Annotated in this window: 13 protein-coding genes and 1 pseudogene; 6 read left to right on the top strand and 8 right to left on the bottom strand. The window is 67.6% G+C overall.

Annotated features, from left to right (window positions below):
• Positions 1 to 361: 361 nt before the first annotated feature.
• From K8940_RS03565 to K8940_RS03550, 4 genes are read left to right on the top strand one after another with little or no spacing between them, the layout of a single operon-like run.
• Entirely contained in the window at positions 362 to 1864 is a 1503-nt protein-coding gene (locus K8940_RS03565) for an efflux transporter outer membrane subunit (protein WP_223393162.1), read from the top strand.
• Positions 1822 to 2931, top strand: coding sequence for an efflux RND transporter periplasmic adaptor subunit (locus tag K8940_RS03560; RefSeq protein WP_223395754.1), 1110 nt, complete (start codon positions 1822 to 1824; stop codon positions 2929 to 2931). The genes K8940_RS03565 and K8940_RS03560 overlap by 43 nt, the downstream gene beginning before the upstream one ends.
• Entirely contained in the window at positions 2931 to 6080 is a 3150-nt protein-coding gene (locus K8940_RS03555) for an efflux RND transporter permease subunit (RefSeq protein WP_223393161.1), read from the top strand. The genes K8940_RS03560 and K8940_RS03555 overlap by 1 nt, the downstream gene beginning before the upstream one ends.
• The gene (locus K8940_RS03550) at positions 6077 to 6553 is read left to right on the top strand and encodes a GNAT family N-acetyltransferase (RefSeq protein ID WP_223393160.1); all 477 of its coding nucleotides are present in this window, start codon (positions 6077 to 6079) and stop codon (positions 6551 to 6553) included. Before K8940_RS03555 ends, K8940_RS03550 begins: the two co-directional genes overlap by 4 nt.
• Here K8940_RS03550 and K8940_RS03545 read toward each other — a convergent pair.
• The 5 genes from K8940_RS03545 to rpsL form a co-directional block, all read right to left on the bottom strand.
• Positions 6550 to 7551, bottom strand: coding sequence for a sensor histidine kinase (locus tag K8940_RS03545; RefSeq protein WP_223393159.1), 1002 nt, complete (start codon positions 7549 to 7551; stop codon positions 6550 to 6552). The two genes, K8940_RS03550 and K8940_RS03545, sit on opposite strands and share 4 nt — an antisense overlap.
• A gap of 222 nt (positions 7552 to 7773) precedes the next feature.
• A complete protein-coding gene (gene tuf / locus K8940_RS03540; RefSeq protein ID WP_099445748.1) occupies positions 7774 to 8964 on the bottom strand; it encodes an elongation factor Tu in 1191 nt (396 codons plus the stop codon).
• Positions 8965 to 9022: 58 nt separating this feature from the next.
• Positions 9023 to 11101 carry an elongation factor G gene (gene fusA, locus K8940_RS03535; RefSeq protein ID WP_223393158.1) on the bottom strand — a complete coding sequence of 693 codons (2079 nt, stop codon included), beginning with the start codon at positions 11099 to 11101 and terminating at the stop codon, positions 9023 to 9025.
• A 116-nt stretch (positions 11102 to 11217) separates the two neighbouring features.
• Positions 11218 to 11691 (bottom strand): 30S ribosomal protein S7, encoded by a 474-nt coding sequence (gene rpsG / locus K8940_RS03530; protein WP_058350130.1) that lies wholly within the window; start codon positions 11689 to 11691, stop codon positions 11218 to 11220.
• 13 nt (positions 11692 to 11704) lie between these two features.
• Entirely contained in the window at positions 11705 to 12076 is a 372-nt protein-coding gene (gene rpsL, locus K8940_RS03525; protein ID WP_004624021.1) for a 30S ribosomal protein S12, read from the bottom strand.
• A 23-nt stretch (positions 12077 to 12099) separates the two neighbouring features.
• Between rpsL and K8940_RS03520 the strand changes: the two are divergent.
• Positions 12100 to 12345: pseudogene (locus tag K8940_RS03520) on the top strand (hypothetical protein).
• Positions 12346 to 12521: 176 nt separating this feature from the next.
• Positions 12522 to 13250: a hypothetical protein gene (locus K8940_RS03515; RefSeq protein ID WP_223393157.1), complete on the top strand. Its 729-nt coding sequence runs from the start codon at positions 12522 to 12524 to the stop codon at positions 13248 to 13250.
• Positions 13251 to 13289: 39 nt separating this feature from the next.
• Here the strand turns inward: K8940_RS03515 and K8940_RS03510 are convergent, their stop codons facing one another.
• The 3 genes from K8940_RS03510 to rpoC all read right to left on the bottom strand — a co-directional run bounded on the left by K8940_RS03510 (position 13290) and on the right by rpoC (position 21335).
• Entirely contained in the window at positions 13290 to 14915 is a 1626-nt protein-coding gene (locus K8940_RS03510) for a hypothetical protein (RefSeq protein ID WP_223393156.1), read from the bottom strand.
• Between the two features lie 118 nt (positions 14916 to 15033).
• Positions 15034 to 16833: a methyl-accepting chemotaxis protein gene (locus K8940_RS03505; RefSeq protein WP_223393155.1), complete on the bottom strand. Its 1800-nt coding sequence runs from the start codon at positions 16831 to 16833 to the stop codon at positions 15034 to 15036.
• A gap of 311 nt (positions 16834 to 17144) precedes the next feature.
• Positions 17145 to 21335, bottom strand: a complete 4191-nt coding sequence (gene rpoC / locus K8940_RS03500; protein ID WP_223393154.1) for a DNA-directed RNA polymerase subunit beta' — start codon at positions 21333 to 21335, stop codon at positions 17145 to 17147.
• Between the last annotated feature and the right edge of the window lie 61 nt (positions 21336 to 21396).

Genomic DNA, 21396 nt, shown 5'->3' with positions numbered 1-21396 from the left:
GATGCGCCTTCTAGAGCCGACAAGCCTTGGTTCCCTTGGAGCCGGACGCTTGAAAAGCCACGCATACTCCCCCGATTTCGCAACCGAGGCGGATGCCGATCACAAAGGTCGAACATCTGTTTCGATGATGTGGTATGTTTTACAGCGCCGTCAACAGCCGTAAGGACATGGCAATACGGGCGCGTCATCGCGCCGCACTGCTGACAGGTATGGGATCGAGCCCCTCTGAGAATGGGTGCGTCGCAACATAAGCTTCGCTAAAGCGTTGCTTGGGGGGTTTTCCATCGGCGTGGGGGCGCCTAAGTGGGAAACCATTGGTCGCCAATCGGCCTCAGGGCGGAATTACCGGGTTCGAAACTTCATGCGTCTCGCCAAGACCGGCGCCCAGTGGCGTCCAGGCCGGCCTTCTGGCTCGTCTCCAGTCCTTCTCGTTGGAGTGGCGCTCGTCCTGGGCGGCGGCCTCTCGGCCTGCACCACGCCCGCGCGCCAAGTGGACGCCAAGCTGCCGTCCGCCTACGAGGCTCCGACAGGCGCACCGCTGGGCGCCCAGACGCTGGACCAGTGGTGGACCGCCTTCAACGATCCGGTCCTGAACGACCTGATTACGACCGCCCTGGCCCACGCCCCCGACGCGCGCATGGCCGCCGCGAAGCTCGAAGAGGCTCGCGCCACGCGCCAGGGCCAGATCCGCGAGCTCTACATTCCGCAGACGCCGCTGACCGGCTCGGCCAAGCGGACCGACACCGACATCATCGACCAAAGCGGATCGGGCGGCTTCACCCTGGGCGGGGTGACCAAGACCTATTCGGCCAATTTCGACGTCTCGTGGGAGCTGGATCTGATCGGCCGCCGCGCCGCCGCCCGCCGCGTGGTCGACAACGACCTGGCCGCCGCCCGCTTCTCGTACGAGGGCGCCCGCGCGGCGCTGGCGGCCAATGTCGCCCAGTCCTACTTCGAGGCGCGCGGCTACGCCGTGCAGCTGGAGGACGCCCGCCAGAACGCCCGCATCAGCCAGGCCCTGTACGACGTCTCCGCCGAGAAGGGCCGCCGGGGCCTGTCGGCGACCACCGAGGGCGACCGCACCGCCGCCGACCTGGCCCAGGCCCAGGCCCAGGTCGCCCAGCTAGAGGCCCAGTTGCAGGCCGCCCGTCGCAGCCTGCTGATCCTGGTCGGCAAGGGCGTCGATCCGCTGGCCAGCCTGCCGGTCGAGCCCGTGCTGGCCAAGACCCCGCCGGTCCCCGCCGCCGCCCCGGCCGAGCTGCTGGCCCGCCGCCCCGACATCCGCGAAGCCGCCGCGCGCCTCGCCTCGGCCTCGGGCAACCTGAACATCAACGAACTGGCCCTGTTCCCGACCCTGACCCTGGAGCCGGGCGTCGGGATCACCAAGCAGATCAGCCCCAGCTTCCTGACGCCGGGCACGACCCAGTCGACCACCAGCTCGGCCTGGACCCTGGGCGCGGGCCTGTCGATCCCGGTGCTGAACATTCCCAAGCTGATGTCCGACATCAAGGCGCAGGGCGCCCGGGTCGAGCAGGCCGCCGTGACCTACGAGCAGACGGTGCAGAAGGCGTTCGGCGAGACCGAGAACGCCCTGGTCCAGCAGGCCGCCGACGAACGCCGCGTGACGCTGCTGGCCGCCGGCGAGCGGCGCGCCGCCGTCGCCTACGAGGCCAGCCGCAAGGGCTACGCCGCGGGCCTGACCGACCTGACCACGGCCCTGCAGGCCGAGCAGTCCTGGCGGTCATCCCGGACCGCCTTGACCGGAGCCCAGACCCAGGCGCTGCAACGCGCCGTCCAGACCTACAAGGCGCTCGGCGGCGGCTGGTCGCCCGAGGCCGTTCCCAGCAAGCCCTCCGCGCAATGAGACCCGCTCCGATGACGACCCGCTATCTGATCGCCACCGCCCTGGTCTGCTCCGCCGTGGGTTTGACCGCCTGTGGCGGGAAGAAGGACAAGGAAGCCCCCGCCAAGACCGCCGCCAGCCAGGCGCGCACGGTCAGCGTCGGCAGCGTCGAGACCCGGCCGCTGGGCGGCGGGGTCGAGGCCTCCGGCCTGCTGGTCTCGCGCGAAGAGGCCGCCGTCGGCTCGGAGCTGACCGGCTATCGCGTGGCCCGCCTCTACGCCGACGAAGGCGACTGGGTCCGCGCCGGCCAGCCCCTGGCCCAGCTGGACGACACCCTGCTGCGCGCCCAGGTCGACCAGCAGGCGGCCGTCACCGCCCAGTCCCAGGCCGAGGCCGCGCGCGTCTCCGGCCTCGACGGCCAGGGCGTGCTCAGCCAGGAGCAGATCGAGACCCGCCGCTACCAGGCCAAGGCCCAGGCGGCGGCGCTGAAGGAACTGCGCACCCGCGTCTCGCGCATGACCATCACCTCGCCGGTCAGCGGCCGGGTGCTGTCGCGCGGCGTGCAGCCGGGCCAGATCGCCGGCGGCGGCACGACGCCGTGGTTCACCATCGCCCGCGACGGCCTCGTGGAGCTGGACGCCGAGGTCAACGAAGCGGACCTGCCCGGTATCCGCGTCGGCCAATCTGCCCAGGTGTCCCTGCCCGGCGGTCAGTCGATCGCCGGCGTCGTACGCCTGGTTAGCCCACGCGTCGACAGCAGCAACCGCCTGGGCAAGGTGCGCGTGCGCCTGCCCGTGCGCGACGACCTGCGCCCCGGCGGCTTCGGCCGCGCCAATTTCGGCGCCTCGGGGGCGCCGGTCACCGCCATTCCGGAATCGGCCATTCGCTACGAGGCCGACGGCCTGTCGGTGATGACGCTCGACGCCAACAACCGCGCCCACCAGGTCGCCGTGAAGATCGGCCAGAAGGGCGGCGGCTGGGCCCAGCTGGTCCAGGGCCCTCCCGCCGGAACCCGCATCGTCCTGGGCGGCGCGGCCTTCGTCACCGACGGCGACGTCGTGCGCCCGGCTCAACAGGCGGCTCGCTGATGGCCGCGGAACACCAGACCAGCGACCGCAAGACTGGCGAGCTGAAGGTCTCCGCCTGGGCGATCCGCAATCCGATACCGGTGGCGGTGATGTTCATCGCCCTGATGATCGCCGGGATCGGCTGCTACCTGACCCTGCCGATCAAGCAGTTCCCCAATGTCGAGTTCCCCGCCGTGACCGTGACGGTCACCCAGAGCGGGGCCGCGCCCGGCGAGATGGAGACCCAGGTCACCCGCCCCATCGAGGACGCGGTGGCCAGCATCTCCAACGTCAAGACCATCCGCTCCTCGGTGGTCCAGGGGGCCTCGACCACGACGATCGAGTTCAATCTCGGCGAGGACCTGCAGAAGGTCACCGACGAGGTGCGCTCCAAGGTCGACCAGACCCGCGCCGTCCTGCCCAAGGAGGTCGACGAGCCGATCGTCCAGCGCCTGGAGATCACCAGCGCCCCGATCATCACCTACGCCGTCTCGGCCCCGGGCATGAGTTCCACCGAGCTGTCGTGGTTTATCGACGACACCGTCACCCGCGCCCTGCAGGGCGAGAAGGGCGTGGCCCAGGTGGCCCGCGTCGGCGGCGTCGATCGCGAGATCAATGTCATCATCGACCCCGACCGCATGGCCTCGTTCGGCGTGACGGCCCCGCAGCTGAACTCGGCCCTGGCCAGCTTCAGCGTCGACGCCCCCGGCGGCCGGGCCAATGTCGGCGGCCGCGAGCAGACCCTGCGCGTGCTGGGTGCGGCCACCACGGTCGAGCAGCTGCGCCAGATCACCATCCCGGTGGCCGGCGGCCGCTATGTGAAGCTGACCGACGTGGCCCAGGTCGGCCAAGGGGCCGAGGAACAGCGCGGCTTCGCCCGCCTGGACGGCCGTCCCGTCGTCGCCTTCCAGGTGATGAAGACCCGCGACTCCAGCGACGTCGCCGTCGAGGACAACGTCAAGAAGGCCATCGACGCCCTCGCCCAGAAGCAGGCCGGCGTCTCGTTCGTGAAGATCTTCTCGACCGTCGACGAGACCCGCGCCAGCTTCGCGGCCACCGAGCACACCCTGCTGGAAGGCATGCTGCTGGCCTCGCTGGTGGTGTTCCTGTTCCTGCGCGAATGGCGCGCCACCCTGATCACCGCCATCGCCATGCCGGTGTCGCTGGTGCCCACCTTCGCCTTCATGGCGTTCATGGGCTTCTCGCTGAACGTCGTGACCCTGCTGGCCCTGACCCTGGTCATCGGCATCCTGGTCGACGACGCCGTGGTCGAGATCGAGAACATCGAAAAGCGCGTCGCCCGGGGCCAGAGGCCCTTCCAGGCGGCGATCGAGGGGGCCGACGCCATCGGCCTGGCGGTCGTGGCCACCACCTTCACCATCGTCGCGGTGTTCGTGCCGGTGTCCTACATGCCTGGCACGCCCGGCCAGTTCTTCAAGGAATTCGGCCTGACCGTCGCCGTGGCCGTGCTGTTCTCGCTGGTCGTGGCCCGCCTGCTGACCCCGCTACTGGCCGCCTATTTCCTCAAGCCGGCCAAGGACCCGCACCCGCGCAGGGACTTCAAGGGCTTCTACCGCGATGTGCTGGACTGGTCGCTGGACCACCGGATCCTGGCCTGCATCATCGGCGGCGCGATCTTCATCGGCTCGATCATGCTGGCGGGCCTTCTGCCCACCGCGTTCCAGCCCGCCGCCAACAACAACTACTACTACCTGAAGGTCCAGGGACCGCCCGGGGCGACCGTGGCCGACATGGATCGCACCGTGCAGTCGGTGACGACCATGTTCCGCAAGCGCCCGGAAGTGGCCCACGTCTTCGCCCAGGTCGGTTCGAACATCGGCAGCGGCTGGGGCGGCCAGAGCGGCACGGACATCCGCGACGCCACCATCACCATCGTGCTGAATGGCAAGCGCGACCTGACGGTGACCGAGATCAAGCAGGAGGTCCGCGACGGCCTGCCCGACATCCCCGACGCCCGCGTCAACCTGTTGGGCGACTGGGGCACGTCCGAGGTCCAGACCATCCTGATCTCCGAGGACGGCCCATTGCTGGAGCGCACCGCCGCCCAGATCGAGCGCGAGATGCAGAAGCTCTCGACCGTCGCCGATCCGCGCCCCTCGTCGCCGCCCAGCGGTCCCGAGATCCTGATCCGGCCCAAGGCCGACGAGGCCGCGCGCCTGGGCGTCAGCTCGGCCGACATCGCCGCCATCGCCCGCGTGGCCACGGTCGGCGACATCGACGCCAACGTCGCCAAGATGACCCAGGGCGAGCGGCGGATCCCGATCCGCGTGCGCCTGCCGGCCGAGAGCCGCCGCGACCTGGACGCCCTGGGCGCCCTGCGCGTGCCCACGTCCAGCGGCGGCACGACCCGGCTCGACACCGTCGCCGACCTGTCGTTCCAGGCGGGCCCGGCCAAGATCGACCGCTTCGCCCGCAAGCGGCAGGTGACCATCGAGGCCGACCTCAACAATGGCGCCCAGCTGGGCCAGGCCATGACGGACGTCGGCAACTTGCCGACCATGAAGAAGCTGCCCGCCGGCGTCGGCCCGGCCTCGGCCGGCGACCAGGAGGCGTTCGTCGAGCTGTTCACCGGCTTCGCCGTGGCGCTGCTGTCGGCCGTCGGCCTGGTGTTCGGCGTGCTCGTCCTGCTGTTCCGCAGCTTCTTCAAGCCGATCACCATCCTGTCGGCCCTGCCCCTGGCGATCGGCGGGGCGTTCTTCGCCCTGCTGGTCACCGGCCAGTCGCTGTCGATGCCGTCGCTGATCGGCTTCCTGATGCTGATGGGCCTGGCGGCCAAGAACTCGATCCTGCTGGTCGAGTACGCCATCGAGCAGGAGCGCGACGGCATGAGCCAGCGCGAGGCCATTCTCGACGCCTGTCACGAGCGGGCCCGCCCGATCGTCATGACCACCCTGGCGATGATGGCCGGCATGCTGCCGACCGCTCTGGGCATCGGCACCGGCTCGGAGTTCCGCCAGCCCATGGCCGTGGCCGTGATCGGCGGCCTGATCACCTCGACCGTGCTGTCGCTGGTGCTGGTGCCGGTGGTCTACGAGATCGTCGACGACATCGAGATGTGGCTGAAACCCAAGCTGGCCCGCATGACCACCCCGCGCGAGGCGACCAACGGCCACCCCGCCCCAAGCTCAGGGACCGTCGACCGCCTGTGATCGTCCGCCCCTTCCGCCCCGGCGACGAGGACGCCGTCGTCGACGTGATCCTGCCCATCCAGCGGGAGGAGTTCGGGATCGCCATCACCGCCGCCGACCAGCCCGACCTGGCGGCCATTCCCGACTGGTACCAGACCGGGAGAGGCCAGTTCTGGCTGGCCGAGCTGGATGGCCGGGCGGTCGGCACCGTGGCCCTGAAGGACATCGGCGGCGCGGCCGTGGCCCTGCGCAAGATGTTCGTGAAGCCCGTGGCGCGCGGCGCGGTGGGGGCGGCCCAGGCGCTGCTCGACGCCGCCCTCGCCCACGCCCGGACGAACGGTGTCGCGACCGTATGGCTGGGCACCACCGACAAGTTCAAGGCCGCCCACCGGTTCTACGAAAAGAACGGCTTCGACTTGGTCGAGGTCGCCGACTTGCCGGAGAGCTTTCCGCGCATGGCGGTCGATACCCGGTTCTACCGGCTGGCGCTCTAGTCGCGCTTCGGCGCGTAGCTGAGCCGGCACACGGTCCAGCCGTCCTCGCGGGCCATCTCGAACTTGCCGCCCAGTTGCTGGGCCATGGCCCGGACGATCCGCAGGCCCAGGCTCTTCGACCGCGCCGGATCGAACCCTGGGGGCGGGCCGGCGCCGTCGTTGCTGACCGTCAGCAGGTGGGTCAGGCCGGTCTGGTCCAGCACCACCCGCACCTCGCCGCCCCCTTCCCCATCCGTCCCGGCCTCCCCGAAGCCGTGCTCGAGCGCGTTGTTGAAGCTCTCCAGCATCACCAGGGTCACGGGCGTGGCCTGGTCCGGATGCAGGGGCTGCTCGCCGCCTTCCAGGGTCAGGCGCACCCGCGCGCCGGCCGCCGCGGCGGCGCTGGCCAGCAGGGCCTCGGCGAAGTCGCGGAACGGCACGGGCTCGCCCATGCGGTTGTGCAGTTCGCGCTGGATGCGGGCGATGATCTCGATCCGCTCGCCGGCCTGCTCCAGGGCGTGGCGGGCGTCGGCGTCGGTGACGCCCTGGCCCTGCAGCCGCAGCAGGGCTCCGGCGACCTGCAGGTTGTTGCTCACCCGGTGATGCAGTTCGCGGTACAGCAGATCGCGGCTGTCGGCCAGTTCGCGATAGCGTTCCCGCTCCCCCTCCAACTGGTCCAGCGCCTTGCGCATGCCGTCGATGAAGAAGATGTCGACCGCCACCACGAAGGCGTAGAAGGCCAGGGCCACCAGCACCGAAAGATCGAAGCTGAAGCCGAAGGCCGGCGGGATGAAGAAGTACCAGGCGCAGACGCCGCTGAGGGTCGCGCACAGGACGCCGGGCCCCAGGCCGCCCAGATAGACGGCCACCACGATGGCCGGGAAGAAGGTCACATAAGGAAAGCCCGGCGGAAACACCGCATTGAGGCCAAAGCGCAGCAGGACCGCCAGCACCGTCAGGCCGACGGCCAGACCGTAGCGGGCGACGAGACTGTCCCTGATCCTCCGGCGCAGATTCAAGCCGCTCTCCCCGTCCCTTCGTCGGTGCTCGCGCTTTCGAGCGGCGCCGTCAAGCCGGCAGCCGACATAGAGGAGACGCCGCCCAAAGCAAAAGGCCCCGGAGTTTCCTCCGGGGCCTTCGCATTATCTAGCCGAAGCTAAGAGCGTTCGAGGATTACTCGACGATCTTGGCGCGCCAGAAGCGCATGCGCTTCTGGCCATCAAGCATGGTCGTGAAAATCGTTATTCAACGATTTTCGCGACGACGCCGGCGCCGACGGTGCGGCCGCCTTCACGGATGGCGAAGCGCAGCTTCTCTTCCATGGCGATCGGGGTGATCAGCTCGACGTCCAGCTCGGCGTTGTCGCCCGGCATGATCATTTCCACGCCTTCGCGCAGCTTGATGATGCCGGTGACGTCCGTGGTGCGGAAGTAGAACTGCGGACGGTAGTTGGTGAAGAACGGGGTGTGACGGCCGCCTTCTTCCTTGGTCAGGATGTAGGCTTCGGCCACGAACTTGGTGTGCGGCGTGATCGAACCCGGCTTGCACAGCACTTGGCCGCGCTCGACGTCTTCACGCTTGGTGCCGCGCAGCAGCACGCCCACGTTGTCGCCGGCTTGACCTTGGTCCAGCAGCTTGCGGAACATTTCGACGCCCGTGCAGGTCGTCTTCTGGACCGGACGGATGCCGACGATTTCGACTTCTTCGCCGACCTTCACGATGCCGCGCTCGACGCGACCGGTGACCACGGTGCCGCGGCCCGAGATCGAGAACACGTCTTCGACCGGCATCAGGAACGGCAGGTCGACCGGACGTTCCGGCTGCGGGATGTAGGTGTCGACCGAGGTCATCAGCTCGAGGATGCGGTCTTCGCCGATGGCCGGATCACGGCCTTCGACGGCGGCCAGGGCCGAACCCTTGGTGATCGGGATATCGTCGCCCGGGAACTGGTACGAGCTGAGCAGCTCGCGCACTTCCATTTCGACGAGCTCCAGCAGCTCTTCGTCGTCGACCATGTCGACCTTGTTCATGAACACGACCAGGGCCGGCACGCCGACCTGACGGGCCAGCAGGATGTGCTCGCGGGTCTGCGGCATCGGGCCGTCGGCGGCCGACACGACCAGGATCGCGCCGTCCATCTGGGCGGCGCCCGTGATCATGTTCTTCACGTAGTCGGCGTGGCCGGGGCAGTCGACGTGCGCGTAGTGACGGTTCTGCGTCTCGTACTCGACGTGCGCGGTGTTGATCGTGATGCCGCGGGCCTTTTCTTCCGGCGCGGCGTCGATGTCGGCGTAGTTCTTGGCGGTCGCGCCGCCGGTCTTCGCCAGCACGATCGTGATCGCGGCCGTCAGCGTCGTCTTGCCATGGTCAACGTGACCGATGGTGCCGATGTTGCAGTGCGGCTTGTTACGTTCGAACTTTTCCTTGGCCATCTTCTTAGCTCCAGGACCCCAGCGGGGCCTTCAATGGTTGGACTTCTGGGGTTCTTAGTTAGGCGTACTTCTTGATCACTTCGTCGGCGACGTGTTGCGGCACCGGCTCGTAGTGATCGTAGACCATGCTGAACTGGGCGCGGCCCTGGGACATGCCCCGCAGCGTGTTCACATAGCCGAACATGTTGGCCAGCGGCACGAAGGCGTTCACCACCGTGGCGTTGCCGCGCATGTCCTGCCCCTGGATCATGCCACGGCGGCTGTTCAGATCGCCGATGACCGAGCCCAGGTATTCTTCCGGCGTCACGACCTCGACCTTCATGATCGGCTCGAGCAGCTTCGGAGCGCCCTTTTCGCGCAGCTCCTTGAAGGCGGCGCGCGAGGCGATTTCGAAGGCCAGGACCGACGAGTCGACGTCGTGGTACTTGCCGTCCGTCAGGGTCGCCTTGAAGTCGATCAGCGGGAAGCCGGCCAGCAGGCCGCTGTCCTTGACCGATTCCAGGCCCTTCTGGACGCCGGGGATGTATTCCTTCGGCACCGCGCCGCCGACGATCGCGCTTTCGAACACGAAGCCCGAACCCGGCTCGCCCGGCTCGAACGTGATCATGACGCGAGCGAACTGGCCCGTACCGCCGGTTTGCTTCTTGTGGGTGTAGTCGATGTCGACCTTCTTACCCAGGCTTTCGCGATAGGCCACCTGCGGCGCGCCGATGTTGGCCTCGACCTTGTAGGTGCGCTTCAGGATGTCGATCTTGATGTCCAGGTGCAGTTCGCCCATGCCCTTCAGGATCGTCTGGCCGCTTTCGAAGTCGGTCGAGACGGTGAAGGACGGATCCTCGGCGGCCAGCTTCTGCAGGGCGACGCCCAGCTTTTCCTGGTCGGCCTTCGACTTGGGCTCGACGGCGATCTCGATGACCGGGGCCGGGAATTCCATGCGCTCCAGAATGACCGGGGCCTTCAGGGGATCGCACAGGGTGTCGCCCGTGCGGGTTTCCTTCAGGCCGGCCAGGGCGACGATGTCGCCGGCATAGGCTTCCTTGATGTCTTCGCGGTTGTTGCTGTGCATCAGCAGCATGCGGCCGACGCGCTCGCGCTTGTCGCGCGTCGAGTTCAGCAGCGACATGCCGGTTTCCAGCTTGCCCGAGTAGATGCGGCAGAAGGTCAGCGAACCGACGAAGGGGTCGTCCATGATCTTGAACGCCAGAACCGACAGCGGCTCTTCGTCCGAGGCCTTGCGGGTGACTTCTTCTTCGGTCTTGAAGTCGATGCCCTTGGTCGGCGGGATGTCCACCGGCGAGGGCAGGTAGTCGACGACGGCGTCGAGCAGGGGCTGCACGCCCTTGTTCTTGAAGGCCGAGCCGCAGAGGATCGGATAGAAGGCGCCGGTCAGCACGGCCTTGCGGATGCACTTCTTGATGGTGGCTTCCGACGGCTCTTCACCGCCCAGGTAAGCTTCCATGGCTTCGTCGTCGAGTTCGACGGCGTTCTCGACCAGGTAGGCGCGGGCCTCGACGGCCTTGTCCAGCAGGTCGGCGGGGATTTCTTCGTCGCGATAGGTCGCGCCCAGGCCGTCATTGTCCCAGACCACGGCCTTCATGCGGACCAGGTCGACGAGACCCTTCAGGTTCGATTCCGAACCGATGGGGAACTGGATCGGCACGGCCTTGGCGCCCAGACGGTCGCGGATCGACTCGACCGACTTGTCGAAGTCAGCGCCGATCTTGTCCATCTTGTTGACGAACACGATCCGCGGAACCTTGTACTTGTCGGCCTGGCGCCAGACGGTTTCGGTCTGCGGCTCGACGCCGGCGTTGCCGTCCAGCACCGTCACGGCGCCGTCGAGGACGCGCAGGCTGCGCTCGACTTCGATGGTGAAGTCGACGTGCCCGGGGGTGTCGATGATGTTCAGGCGCTTTTCTTGCCAGAACGCGGTCGTCGCGGCCGAGGTGATCGTGATGCCGCGCTCTTGTTCCTGCTCCATCCAGTCCATGGTCGCGGCGCCGTCGTGGACTTCGCCGATCTTGTGGGACTTACCGGTGTAATACAGGATCCGCTCGGTCGTCGTCGTCTTGCCCGCGTCGATGTGGGCCATGATGCCGAAGTTGCGGTAGTCTTCGATTTTATGCGTGCGGGGCATAGCGATCGCTCTGCGAAACGGGGCGGCCCAGAACGGACACGACCGGGATTAAACGTGCGGCGCGGGCGGTTTATCGCAAACCGCCCGCGCCTGAAAGAGTGCTGGTCGCGAAAAGCTTACCAGCGATAGTGCGAGAACGCCCGGTTGGCTTCAGCCATCTTGTGGGTGTCTTCGCGCTTCTTCACGGCGGTGCCGCGGTTGTTCGAGGCGTCGAGCAGCTCACCGGCCAGCTTTTCGGTCATGGTGTTTTCGCCACGCTTGCGAGCGGCGGTCACCAGCCAACGGATGGCCAGGGCGCGGCGACGGTCCGGACGGACTTCAACCGGCACTTGGTAGGTGGCGCCGCCAACGCGACGCGACCGGACTTCGATCGCCGGGGCGACGTTGTCCAGAGCGGAGTGGAAGGTTTCAAGCGGACCTTGGTCCTTGCGCTTGGCTTCCAGGATGTCGAAAGCACCATAGATGATGTTTTCGGCGACAGCTTTTTTGCCCTCGTACATCACATAGTTCATGAACTTCGTGACGATCAGATCCCCAAACTTGGGATCCGGCAGGACTTGGCGTTTCTCGGCGCGACGGCGGCGGGACATCTTCTTCTATTCCTTACTTCGGACGCTTGGCGCCGTAGAGCGAACGACGCTGCTTACGATCCTTGACACCTTGGGTGTCGAGGACGCCGCGCAGGATGTGATAACGGACGCCGGGCAAGTCCTTGACGCGGCCGCCGCGGATGAGCACCACCGAGTGCTCCTGCAGGTTGTGGCCTTCGCCCGGGATGTAGCACACGGCTTCGATGCCGGTGGTCAGACGGACCTTGGCGACCTTACGCAGAGCCGAGTTCGGCTTCTTCGGGGTCGTGGTGTAGACGCGCGTGCAAACGCCGCGACGTTGGGGGCAGCCCTTCAGGGCCGGCACCTTGTTCCGGACCGGCTTCGGGGAGCGCGGCTTACGGATGAGCTGGTTAATGGTAGGCATTAAGTCTCTGCTCTGATGGAAGCGTGTGCCTTTCGGCCGAAGCGCTTCAGGTCCTTGTCTTTGTTGTTCTTGGTTCAAGGCTCCGCTTGGAGACCCGATAAACACGAAACTCGCCGGGGCGCGGGAAGCACACCGACGGGTTCTCCGCCAAAAGAACGGAAGCTCATCAGGACGCACGCGAACGCACGCCTCGAAAAAGAGCGCGGTATTTACTCGCGAAGGGGCCGAACGTCAACCGCCTGTTCCCGCGTCGGTTAACGCCGCCTTAAGGCCCAAATTCCGGCCCCGTTTTCGCCACCGCAAGCTGTACAGGCTCACGCTGGGATGGAGCATCTTGTTTGCGCCCCTCGCCTCGCCATGTGGGGATGAGGCGAGCAAGGGCCAAGGGCGGGCTGGAGGACGGGTGAGCGTCAGCGTGAGGATCAGCGGACGCGACCGCCGGAGGGTGACGATTCTCGCCGGCTCGCTGCTGCTGCACGTGGTTCTGCTGGCCTGGCTGGCCCTGCCCGTTCCGCCGCTTCTGGAGGCCCTGACCGCCGACGACCTGCCGACTGTGACGGTGGAGCTAGTCCGGCCGCGCCAGGACGAACAGCCCCAGCCGCGCCCGGCGCCGGCCTCGGCGGCCAGCGCGCCCTCCCCTGTCCTGCCGTTCCAGATCCGCGCGCCGGCTCGGCCCGCGCCGCCTGGTGTTCCGATATTGAGCGTCCCCGCCGCAGGGATCGCGAGGCCGGGAACGGCCATGCGCCCCGCCCCGCTGCCCGGCGAGGGTGCGGGCGATCTGCGCACAGCCCTGCGGACCAGCACCGGCTGCATCAGCGCCGACGCCGTAGGCCTCAACCGCCGCGAACGCGAGAAGTGCGACGAGCGCTTCGGCGCCGCCAAGCCCAAGGGCGATCCGTTGGGCGGCATGGACGCCGACAAGCGCCGCGCGCTGGAGGCCCAGGGTGCGGCTCTGCGGGCCTACAAGGACTATCTCGACGCCCCGATGGCGCCCGGCGTCGACCATCGCAGCAGGACCCACCCCGGCACGATGAAGGAGATCCCCTTCGTCCTGGGCGCCGAGCAGGACGGCTTGGGCAATCCACGCCAGTCCGTCGTCGACCAGATCCGCAGGGAGAAGGACAGCGAGGACCGGGCCCGCAAGTTCCTGGAGCTGCGGAAGAAGCAGCCGTAGACGGCCGCCGGGCCGTGGAAGACCCGGCGGCCGCCATGGCTAGAAGCCGATCCGCGTCCCGAAACGCAGGGTCCCGCCCGAACGGCTGCCGCCCTTCTCGCCGGAGGCTTCCAGGAAGGTGAGCATCGCCCCGCCGGCGCTATAGCTCAGCCCCACGGTCAGTTGGCCGAAGGTGCGGCCGCCGTCGCGGGACAGATGCTCGACCTGGTCGGCGCTGACCAGATCCAGGCCGTTCTTGACCGTGAAGTCGTGGACGACGAAGGCCGCGCCGTACGAAGTGAACACCCCGCCCAGGGCGTCGCTTCGCAGCGCGCCCCGCACGCCGGCCTTGGCCACGAAGCCAGTCGCGCTGTCGAAATCCAGCCGTTGCGCGAAGACGTCCACGTCGTCGAGCCGCGCGCTGACATAGTTGATGCTCAGCAGCTTCTCGTAGACCAGGCCGTCGCCCTCGGACCGGCTGCCAGCCTCGACCTGGGCGCCGTAGGCGGTCCCGTCGAAGTCGAGGTCGATGGCGTCCGGGCCATTGCTGACCTTGATCGACTGGCGGTCGACCTTGGCCAGGGCGTTCAGGAAGTAGCCGCCCCTCGTCAGGGCCAGATAGCCGCCCAGATTGGCGACCCGCAGCTTGGCCTCCTGTCCGCCGACGCCGCTGAAGCGCAGGCGCGCATCGGCGTAACCGCCGGTCACGCCCAGCAGGACCCGGCCGCCATCCAAGCCGGCGTTGATCAGGTCCGCCCCCATCTGCCCGCCATAGGTGGTTTGGCGGTAGTCGATGAACACCGGCCGGTCGGGCGCGGCGATCTTGTCGTCGCGATCCAGGCGGCCGCCGAAGGCTTGGCCCCACACGCCCGCGCCGTCCGCGTCGCTGTCGGCGTCGCGCAGGCTGGCCACATGAGCGCTCCAGGCGTCCGCCGACTGGCGCCAGACGTCCCTGGCGCCTTCGGAGACCTTCAGCATCTCGTAGGCCCGCTGGCCGGCCACGCCCTTCAGGCGATAGCTGACCGTCGTTCCCGCATCCTGGACCAGGCTGTAGCGGATGAAGCCGATCTCGGCGTTCTCGACATGGAAGGCGTCCTTGGTCGAACCGGCGCCGGCCTGGATCAGCACCGGGCCCTTGTCGCCGGTCAGCACGGCGGTCTTGGCCGACAGGCCGCCCAGCACGACGGCGGTCTTGCCGTTGGCGACGTCGCCGACGACCAGGCGATCGACGCCGGTGGGCCCGACATCCAGCCCCAGGCGGGCCTTGCCCGAGCCGTTGTAGTCGCCCGACAAGGTCAGGACGTCGCCGCCGTGGCCGTTGCGCAGATCCACCAGGCCCGTGTTCCTCAGGGCCTCCAGGCGCAGCAGCGAGACCTGGACCGGCGCCGTGGCGGTGGCGCCGACCGTGATGACGCCGTTGTTGGTCAAGGTGTTGGTTCCGCCGCCGAAGTCGACGCTGTCGACCAGGTCGACGGTCTTGTCGTTGGTGACGGCGTCGTCGGCGTCGGTCAGCGGGGTTTCGCCGAAGGTTCGGCTGGGTTCCTTGGCGCCGTCCTCGGCGTGCGCCGCGAAGGGCGTCGACAGGATCAGGACCAAGGCGGTGATGGCGGCCGATTTCACGCTGGGCGGCCGGCAGCGTCCCGCGACCGGCGAACCTGCGCCGACGCGGTGGACTGGACTCAACACTTACTGAACTCCGTAAGCGATCGCGCCCCCGCGATGCCGGGGGTCTACTATGGCGACGTTCATCGGATCAAGGCGTGGTTGCGCCCGCCCACCCAAGGTGGATCGGGCCGGGGAGGCCTCAGGCCGCCCGGCGGACGTCCCGAGCCGCGCCGCCGCCGACGCGGAAGCGCTGGACCAGCTCGGCCAGACCCCGCACCTCGTCCAGCAGCGACTGGCTGGAAGACGCCGAGCGGCTGGCCATGGCCGTGGTGTGCTGGGTGCCCTGGTCCATCTGGTTGACGGCGGTGTTGACCTGCGAAAGACCGGCGGCCTGTTCCTGGGCCGAGGCGGCGATCTCGGTGATCACGCTGCTGATCGCGCCGACCTGGCCGGCGATGCGCTGCAGGGTCTCGCCGGCCGCGCCGACCAGCGACACGCCCGCCCCCACCTGGCGTTCGGAGTCGGCGATGTGGATCTTGATCTCCTTGGCCGCTTCGGCCGAGCGCTGGGCCAGGGCCCGCACTTCCTGGGCGACGACGGCGAAGCCGCGACCGGCTTCACCCGCCCGGGCCGCTTCGACGCCGGCGTTCAGGGCCAGGAGGTTGGTCTGGAAGGCGATCTCGTCGATCACGCCGATGATCTGGGCCACCTGGCGGGACGAGGCCTCGATGCCGCCGATGGCCTCGACGGCCGAGGCGACGACCTCGCGGCTGCGACCGGCTTCGGCCTGAGCGTCGCCCACGGCGCGGTGGGCCTCCTTGGCGCCGTCAGCCGTCCTCCGGACGGTGGCGGTGATCTCGTCGAGGGCGGCGGCGGTCTCTTCCAGGCTGGCGGCCTGCTGCTCGCTGCGGCGCGACAGGTCGTCGGCGGCCGAGGCGATGCCGCTGGCCCCGCTGTTCAGGCCCGACACGGCCGAGACGACGGAGGCCATGGCGCCTTCCAGGCCCTCGACGGCGCGGTTGAAGTCGGCGCGCAGGCCCTCGTAGTCCTGGGCGAAGGGTTCGGTCAGGCGCACGGTCAGGTCGCCGGCCGACAGGCTGTGCAGGCTCTCGGCCAGGCGGCGGACCACCTGGGCCTGCTCGGACGAGCGGCGGGCGCTGTCGGCGCCGGCGGCGTCGCGTTCGGCTTCCGAGGCCTCGCGATGGGCGGCGGCCTCGGCGGCGATGCGGTTCTTTTCCAGGGCGGCGTCACGGAACTGGTGCACGGCGTCGGCCATCAGGCCGATATCGTCGGCCCGGCCGGCGAACGGCAGGCTGACGGCCAGGTCGCCGCCCATCAGGCGGCTCATGGCGTCGCGCAGGGTCGCCAGCGGCGACAGCTGGCGGCGGGTCATCAGCACCGAGGCGCCCGCGCCGGCCGCGCCCAGCAGCACGCAGGCCAGGGCCAGGACGGTCAGCTGACGATACACGGGCGCGAAATAGTCCGCTTGCGGCACGCCGACATACATGACGCCGATCACTTGGCCCCCGGCGTCCTTGATGGGGTCATAGGCGACGAAGAACGGTCGCCCCAGGATCTTGGCTTCGCCACGATAGGATTCGCCCCGGCCTAGCACGGCGTCATAGACGGGCCCCTTGGCCAGGCTGGTGCCGACGGCGCGCGAGCCGTCCGGCTTGGTGACGTTGGTGGTGACGCGCTTGTCGCCCATGAAGACGGTGGCGGTCCCGCCGACCAGGGTCTTCACTCGGTCGACGCCGTCAAAGTCGCCGTTCACGGCGTGGTCGCCGACCAGCAACTGGTCGCCTTCGCGGCGGAAGCTCTTGCCCCGCTCGCCGATCACGTCCCAGGCCACCCGCATGCTGGATTCCTGCGCCTGCGTCGCCTGACGGCGGGCGAAGTCCAGCGAGCTCTTGGCCACAATCCCGAGAACCGCGAGGGTCAGGACCAGGAAGGCCAAGGCGATGGTCAGGCTGACCTTTGTGGAGATGCTGGCGCGCATGGCGGGTCCGAAATTTGATCTAGATCAAGCTTTCCTTTGCGTCACATAGCTAAAGCTCGGATTAATAACGCTGTTTCAAAATGCTGCGGCGCAGCGATCGCGACATTCTGACGCAGACAATTGCGTTTCAGCGTCGCTCCGGCCCTCGCCGCTGGACGGCCCGTGTCTTTGGCGGACAGCCAACGCCTGCCGTGAAGCCCTCATCAAGCGCGTATGAGCAAGAAAAGGCCCGGGATCGCTCCCGGGCCTTTCCGTATTCGCTCTTAAGCCGAAGCCTATTCGGCGTCCGACTTTTCCTTTGTCTCGGACGCCTATTCGGCGTCCGAAAGCGCGATCTCGGCCGGCAGCGGCTCCATCGCTTCTTCGCGCTGCTGGGCCAGCTGCTCGTCGCGCTTGGCGGCGACGCGCTGCAGGCTGCGCAGGTAGGAACCCGTACCGGCGGGGATCAGGCGACCCACGATGACGTTTTCCTTCAGGCCTTCCAGGGTGTCGGTCTTGCCGTGCACCGAGGCTTCGGTCAGGACGCGCGTCGTTTCCTGGAACGAGGCGGCCGAGATGAAGCTCTTGGTCTGCAGCGAGGCCTTGGTGATGCCGAGCAGCACCGGCTGGGTCACAGCCGGACGGCCGCCGCGGGCGATCGCCTTGTCCTGTTCGCGGTCGAACTCGGGCTTGTCCAGGTGGTCGCCCTTGATGAGGCCCGTGTCGCCCGGCTCGAGGATCTCGACCTTCTGCAGCATCTGACGAACGATCGTCTCGATGTGCTTGTCGTTGATCGGCACGCCTTGCAGTCGATAGACCTCCTGGATCTCGTCGACGAGGAAGTTCGCCAGGGCTTCGACGCCCAGGATGCGCAGGATGTCGTGCGGATCCGGGTTGCCGTCGATGATGTACTCGCCCTTGGTGATGTAGTCCCCGTCGTGGACGGCGATGTGCTTGCCCTTCGGGATCAGGAACTCGACCGCCTCGGGCTGGTTGCCGTCGGCGTCGACGTCCGGCGTGATCTTGATCCGGCGCTTGTTCTTGTAATCCTTGCCGAATTCGACACGACCGTCCATTTCCGCGATGACCGCGCAGTCCTTCGGACGGCGGGCTTCGAAGAGTTCGGCGACGCGCGGCAGACCACCGGTGATGTCCCGCGTCTTGGCGCCTTCGGTCGGAATACGGGCGATGACCTCACCCGGCTTCACCTCGTCGCCGTCGGCGACCGACAGAATGGCGCCGGCCGACAGGAGGTAGCGAGCCTCGCCGCCGTTCGACAGACGCTTGTACGAGCCGTCTTCGGCCAGCACGCCCATGCCCGGACGCAGGTCCGAACCCCGGGCCGAGGTGCGCCAGTCGGCGACCACGCGCTGGGCGATACCGGTCGCTTCGTCGACTTCCTCGCGGATGGACAGGCCATCCACCAGGTCTTCGGCGCGGATGCGGCCGGCCACTTCGGTGATGATCGGGGTGGTGTAGGGGTCCCAATCGCCGAGGCGCTGGCCGCGCTTGACCGTGTCGCCGTCCTTGACCCGCAGGCGGGCGCCGTACGGCGGCTTGTAGGTTTCGCGCTCCTTGCCGTCGACCAGCACGCTGACCGAGGTGTTGCGGCTCATGATGACCAGCGCGCCGTCCGCGCCGACAACGGTCGGGCCGATCACGCGGACCGTACCCTCGTTGCTGGCTTCGAAGAACGACTGCTCGGCCACCTGGGCGGTGCCGCCGATGTGGAACGTACGCATGGTCAGCTGCGTGCCGGGCTCACCGATCGACTGGGCGGCGATGACGCCGACCGCTTCGCCGATGTTCACCGGGGTGCCGCGGGCCAGGTCGCGGCCGTAGCAGGCGCCGCAGACGCCGACCTTGGCTTCGCAGGTCAGGACCGAGCGGACCTTCACCGACTGCACCACGGCCGCCTCGATGGCGTCGGCGATGTTCTCGTCGATATAGGTGTCGGCCGGAACGACCAGCTCGCCGGTGCCCGGATCCTTGACGTCCTCGGCCGTGAAGCGGCCCAGGACGCGGGTGCCCAGCGAGACCAGCACGTCGCCGCCCTCGACGACGGCGCGTAGGGTGATGCCCCGCGTGGTGCCGCAGTCTTCCTCGACAATGATGCAGTCCTGCGCGACGTCGACCAGACGACGGGTCAGGTAACCCGAGTTGGCGGTCTTCAGCGCCGTGTCGGCCAGACCCTTACGGGCGCCGTGGGTGGAGTTGAAGTACTCCTGAACGGTCAGGCCTTCCTTGAAGTTCGAGACGATCGGGGTCTCGATGATCTCGCCGGAGGGCTTGGCCATCAGGCCGCGCATGCCGCCCAGCTGCTTCATCTGGGCTTGCGAACCACGGGCGCCGGAGTGGGCCATCATGTAGATGGCGTTGATTTCCTTCTCGCGACCGTTCTCGTCCTTATGCTTCATCTGAAGCTCGGCCATCATCTCGTCGGCGACGCGGTCGGTGGCCTTGGCCCAGGCGTCAACGACCTTGTTGTACTTCTCGCCCTTGGTGATCAGGCCGTCGGCGTACTGTTGCTCGTACTCCTCGGCCAGCTTGCGGGTCTCTTCCACGATCACGGTCTTGCGGACCGGGATGATGATGTCGTCCTTGCCGAACGAGATGCCCGCCTTGGCGGCTTCCTTGAAGCCCAGACCCATGACCTTGTCGGCGAAGATGACCGTCGCCTTCTGACCGCAGTGGCGGTAGACGATGTCGATCAGATTGCCGATTTCCTTCTTGGTCAGCGCCTTTTCGATCAGGCGGTGGCCGATCTGGGGGTGCTGCGGCAGCAGGGCGGCGATCTTCATGCGGCCCGGCGTGGTGTCGATCACCTTGCGGACCAGCTGACCGTCGGCGTTCATCTCGGTGTGGCGCGCCTTGATCTTGGCGTGCAGCGAGACGACGCCGGCGTCCATGGCGGCTTCGATTTCACCCAGGTCGGCGAAGATCTTGCCTTCGCCCGGCTCACCCTCGCGGGCGACCGACAGGTAGTACAGGCCCAGGACGATGTCCTGCGACGGCACGATGATCGGGCGACCGTTGGCGGGCGACAGGATGTTGTTGGTCGACATCATCAGGACGCGCGCTTCCAGCTGAGCTTCCAGGCTCAGCGGGACGTGCACGGCCATCTGATCGCCGTCGAAGTCGGCGTTGAACGCGGCGCAGACCAGCGGGTGCAGCTGGATGGCCTTGCCCTCGATCAGCTTCGGCTCGAACGCCTGGATGCCCAGACGGTGCAGGGTCGGGGCGCGGTTCAGCAGCACCGGGTGCTCGCGGATCACCTCTTCGAGGATGTCCCACACCTGCGGCTGCTCGCGCTCGACCATGCGCTTGGATTGCTTGACGGTGCCCGACAGGCCCTTGGCGTCCAGGCGCGCGTAGATGAACGGCTTGAACAGCTCCAGCGCCATCTTCTTGGGCAGGCCGCACTCGTGCAGCTTCAGCTCGGGACCGACGACGATGACCGAACGGCCCGAATAGTCGACGCGCTTGCCCAGCAGGTTCTGACGGAAGCGACCTTGCTTGCCCTTCAGCATGTCGGCCAGCGACTTCAGCGGACGCTTGTTGGCGCCCGTGATGACGCGACCGCGACGGCCGTTGTCGAACAGGGCGTCGACCGACTCCTGCAGCATCCGCTTTTCGTTGCGGATGATGATGTCGGGCGCGCGCAGCTCGATCAGGCGCTTCAGGCGGTTGTTACGGTTGATGACCCGGCGATACAGGTCGTTCAGGTCCGAGGTCGCGAAGCGGCCGCCGTCCAGCGGCACCAGCGGACGCAGTTCCGGCGGGATGACCGGAACGACCGTCAGCACCATCCACTCGGGACGGTTGCCCGACTCCTGGAAGGCTTCCAGGATCTTCAGGCGCTTCGAAAACTTCTTCTGCTTCATGTCCGAGACGGTGCCGGACAGTTCCTCGCGCAGACGCTCGGCCTCTTTCTCGAGGTCGATGGCCTTCAGCAGGTTCTGGATGGCTTCCGCGCCGATCTCGGCGGTGAAGCTGTCGTCGCCGTACTCTTCCTGGGCGCGCATGTAGTCGTCTTCCGACAGCAGCTGGTGCTGCTTCAGAGGCGTCAGGCCCGGCTCGGTGACGATGTAGTATTCGAAGTACAGGACGCGCTCGATGTCCTTCAGCGGCATGTCGAGCATCATGGCGATGCGCGAGGGCAGCGACTTCAGGAACCAGATATGGGCGACCGGCGAGGCCAGTTCGATGTGGCCCATGCGCTCGCGACGGACGCGGGCGAGGGTGACTTCAACACCGCACTTTTCGCAGATGATGCCCTTGTACTTCATGCGCTTGTACTTGCCGCACAGGCATTCGTAGTCCTTGGTCGGGCCAAAGATACGGGCGCAGAACAGGCCGTCACGCTCGGGCTTGAACGTGCGGTAGTTGATGGTCTCGGGCTTCTTGATCTCGCCGAACGACCACGAACGGATCTTTTCCGGCGAGGCCAGCGAGATACGGATCTGGTCGAAGGTCGGAGCGGCCTGGACCGGATTGAAGATGTTCAGGACTTCCTGGTTCATCTTGGTTCCTTCTGCGGGGACTACCCGCGAAAATTCTTGAGGGAGAGCGGGCTGAAAGGAG

This window comes from Caulobacter segnis, from assembly GCF_019931575.1.
Lineage (GTDB): Bacteria > Pseudomonadota > Alphaproteobacteria > Caulobacterales > Caulobacteraceae > Caulobacter > Caulobacter segnis_C.
Note: the sequence above shows the minus strand (reverse complement) of the source record. Positions and strands in the feature narration are given on the sequence as shown.

Bases quoted from the DNA above. Each gene is read 5' to 3' on its own strand.
- rpsL (WP_004624021.1), bottom strand. From the start codon at position 12,076: ATGCCTACCATTAACCAGCTCATCCGTAAGCCGCGCTCCCCGAAGCCG.
- K8940_RS03555 (WP_223393161.1), top strand. From the start codon at position 2,931: ATGGCCGCGGAACACCAGACCAGCGACCGCAAGACTGGCGAGCTGAAG.
- K8940_RS03565 (WP_223393162.1), top strand. From the start codon at position 362: ATGCGTCTCGCCAAGACCGGCGCCCAGTGGCGTCCAGGCCGGCCTTCT.
- K8940_RS03505 (WP_223393155.1), bottom strand. From the start codon at position 16,833: ATGCGCGCCAGCATCTCCACAAAGGTCAGCCTGACCATCGCCTTGGCC.
- fusA (WP_223393158.1), bottom strand. From the start codon at position 11,101: ATGCCCCGCACGCATAAAATCGAAGACTACCGCAACTTCGGCATCATG.
- rpsG (WP_058350130.1), bottom strand. From the start codon at position 11,691: ATGTCCCGCCGCCGTCGCGCCGAGAAACGCCAAGTCCTGCCGGATCCC.
- tuf (WP_099445748.1), bottom strand. From the start codon at position 8,964: ATGGCCAAGGAAAAGTTCGAACGTAACAAGCCGCACTGCAACATCGGC.
- rpoC (WP_223393154.1), bottom strand. From the start codon at position 21,335: ATGAACCAGGAAGTCCTGAACATCTTCAATCCGGTCCAGGCCGCTCCG.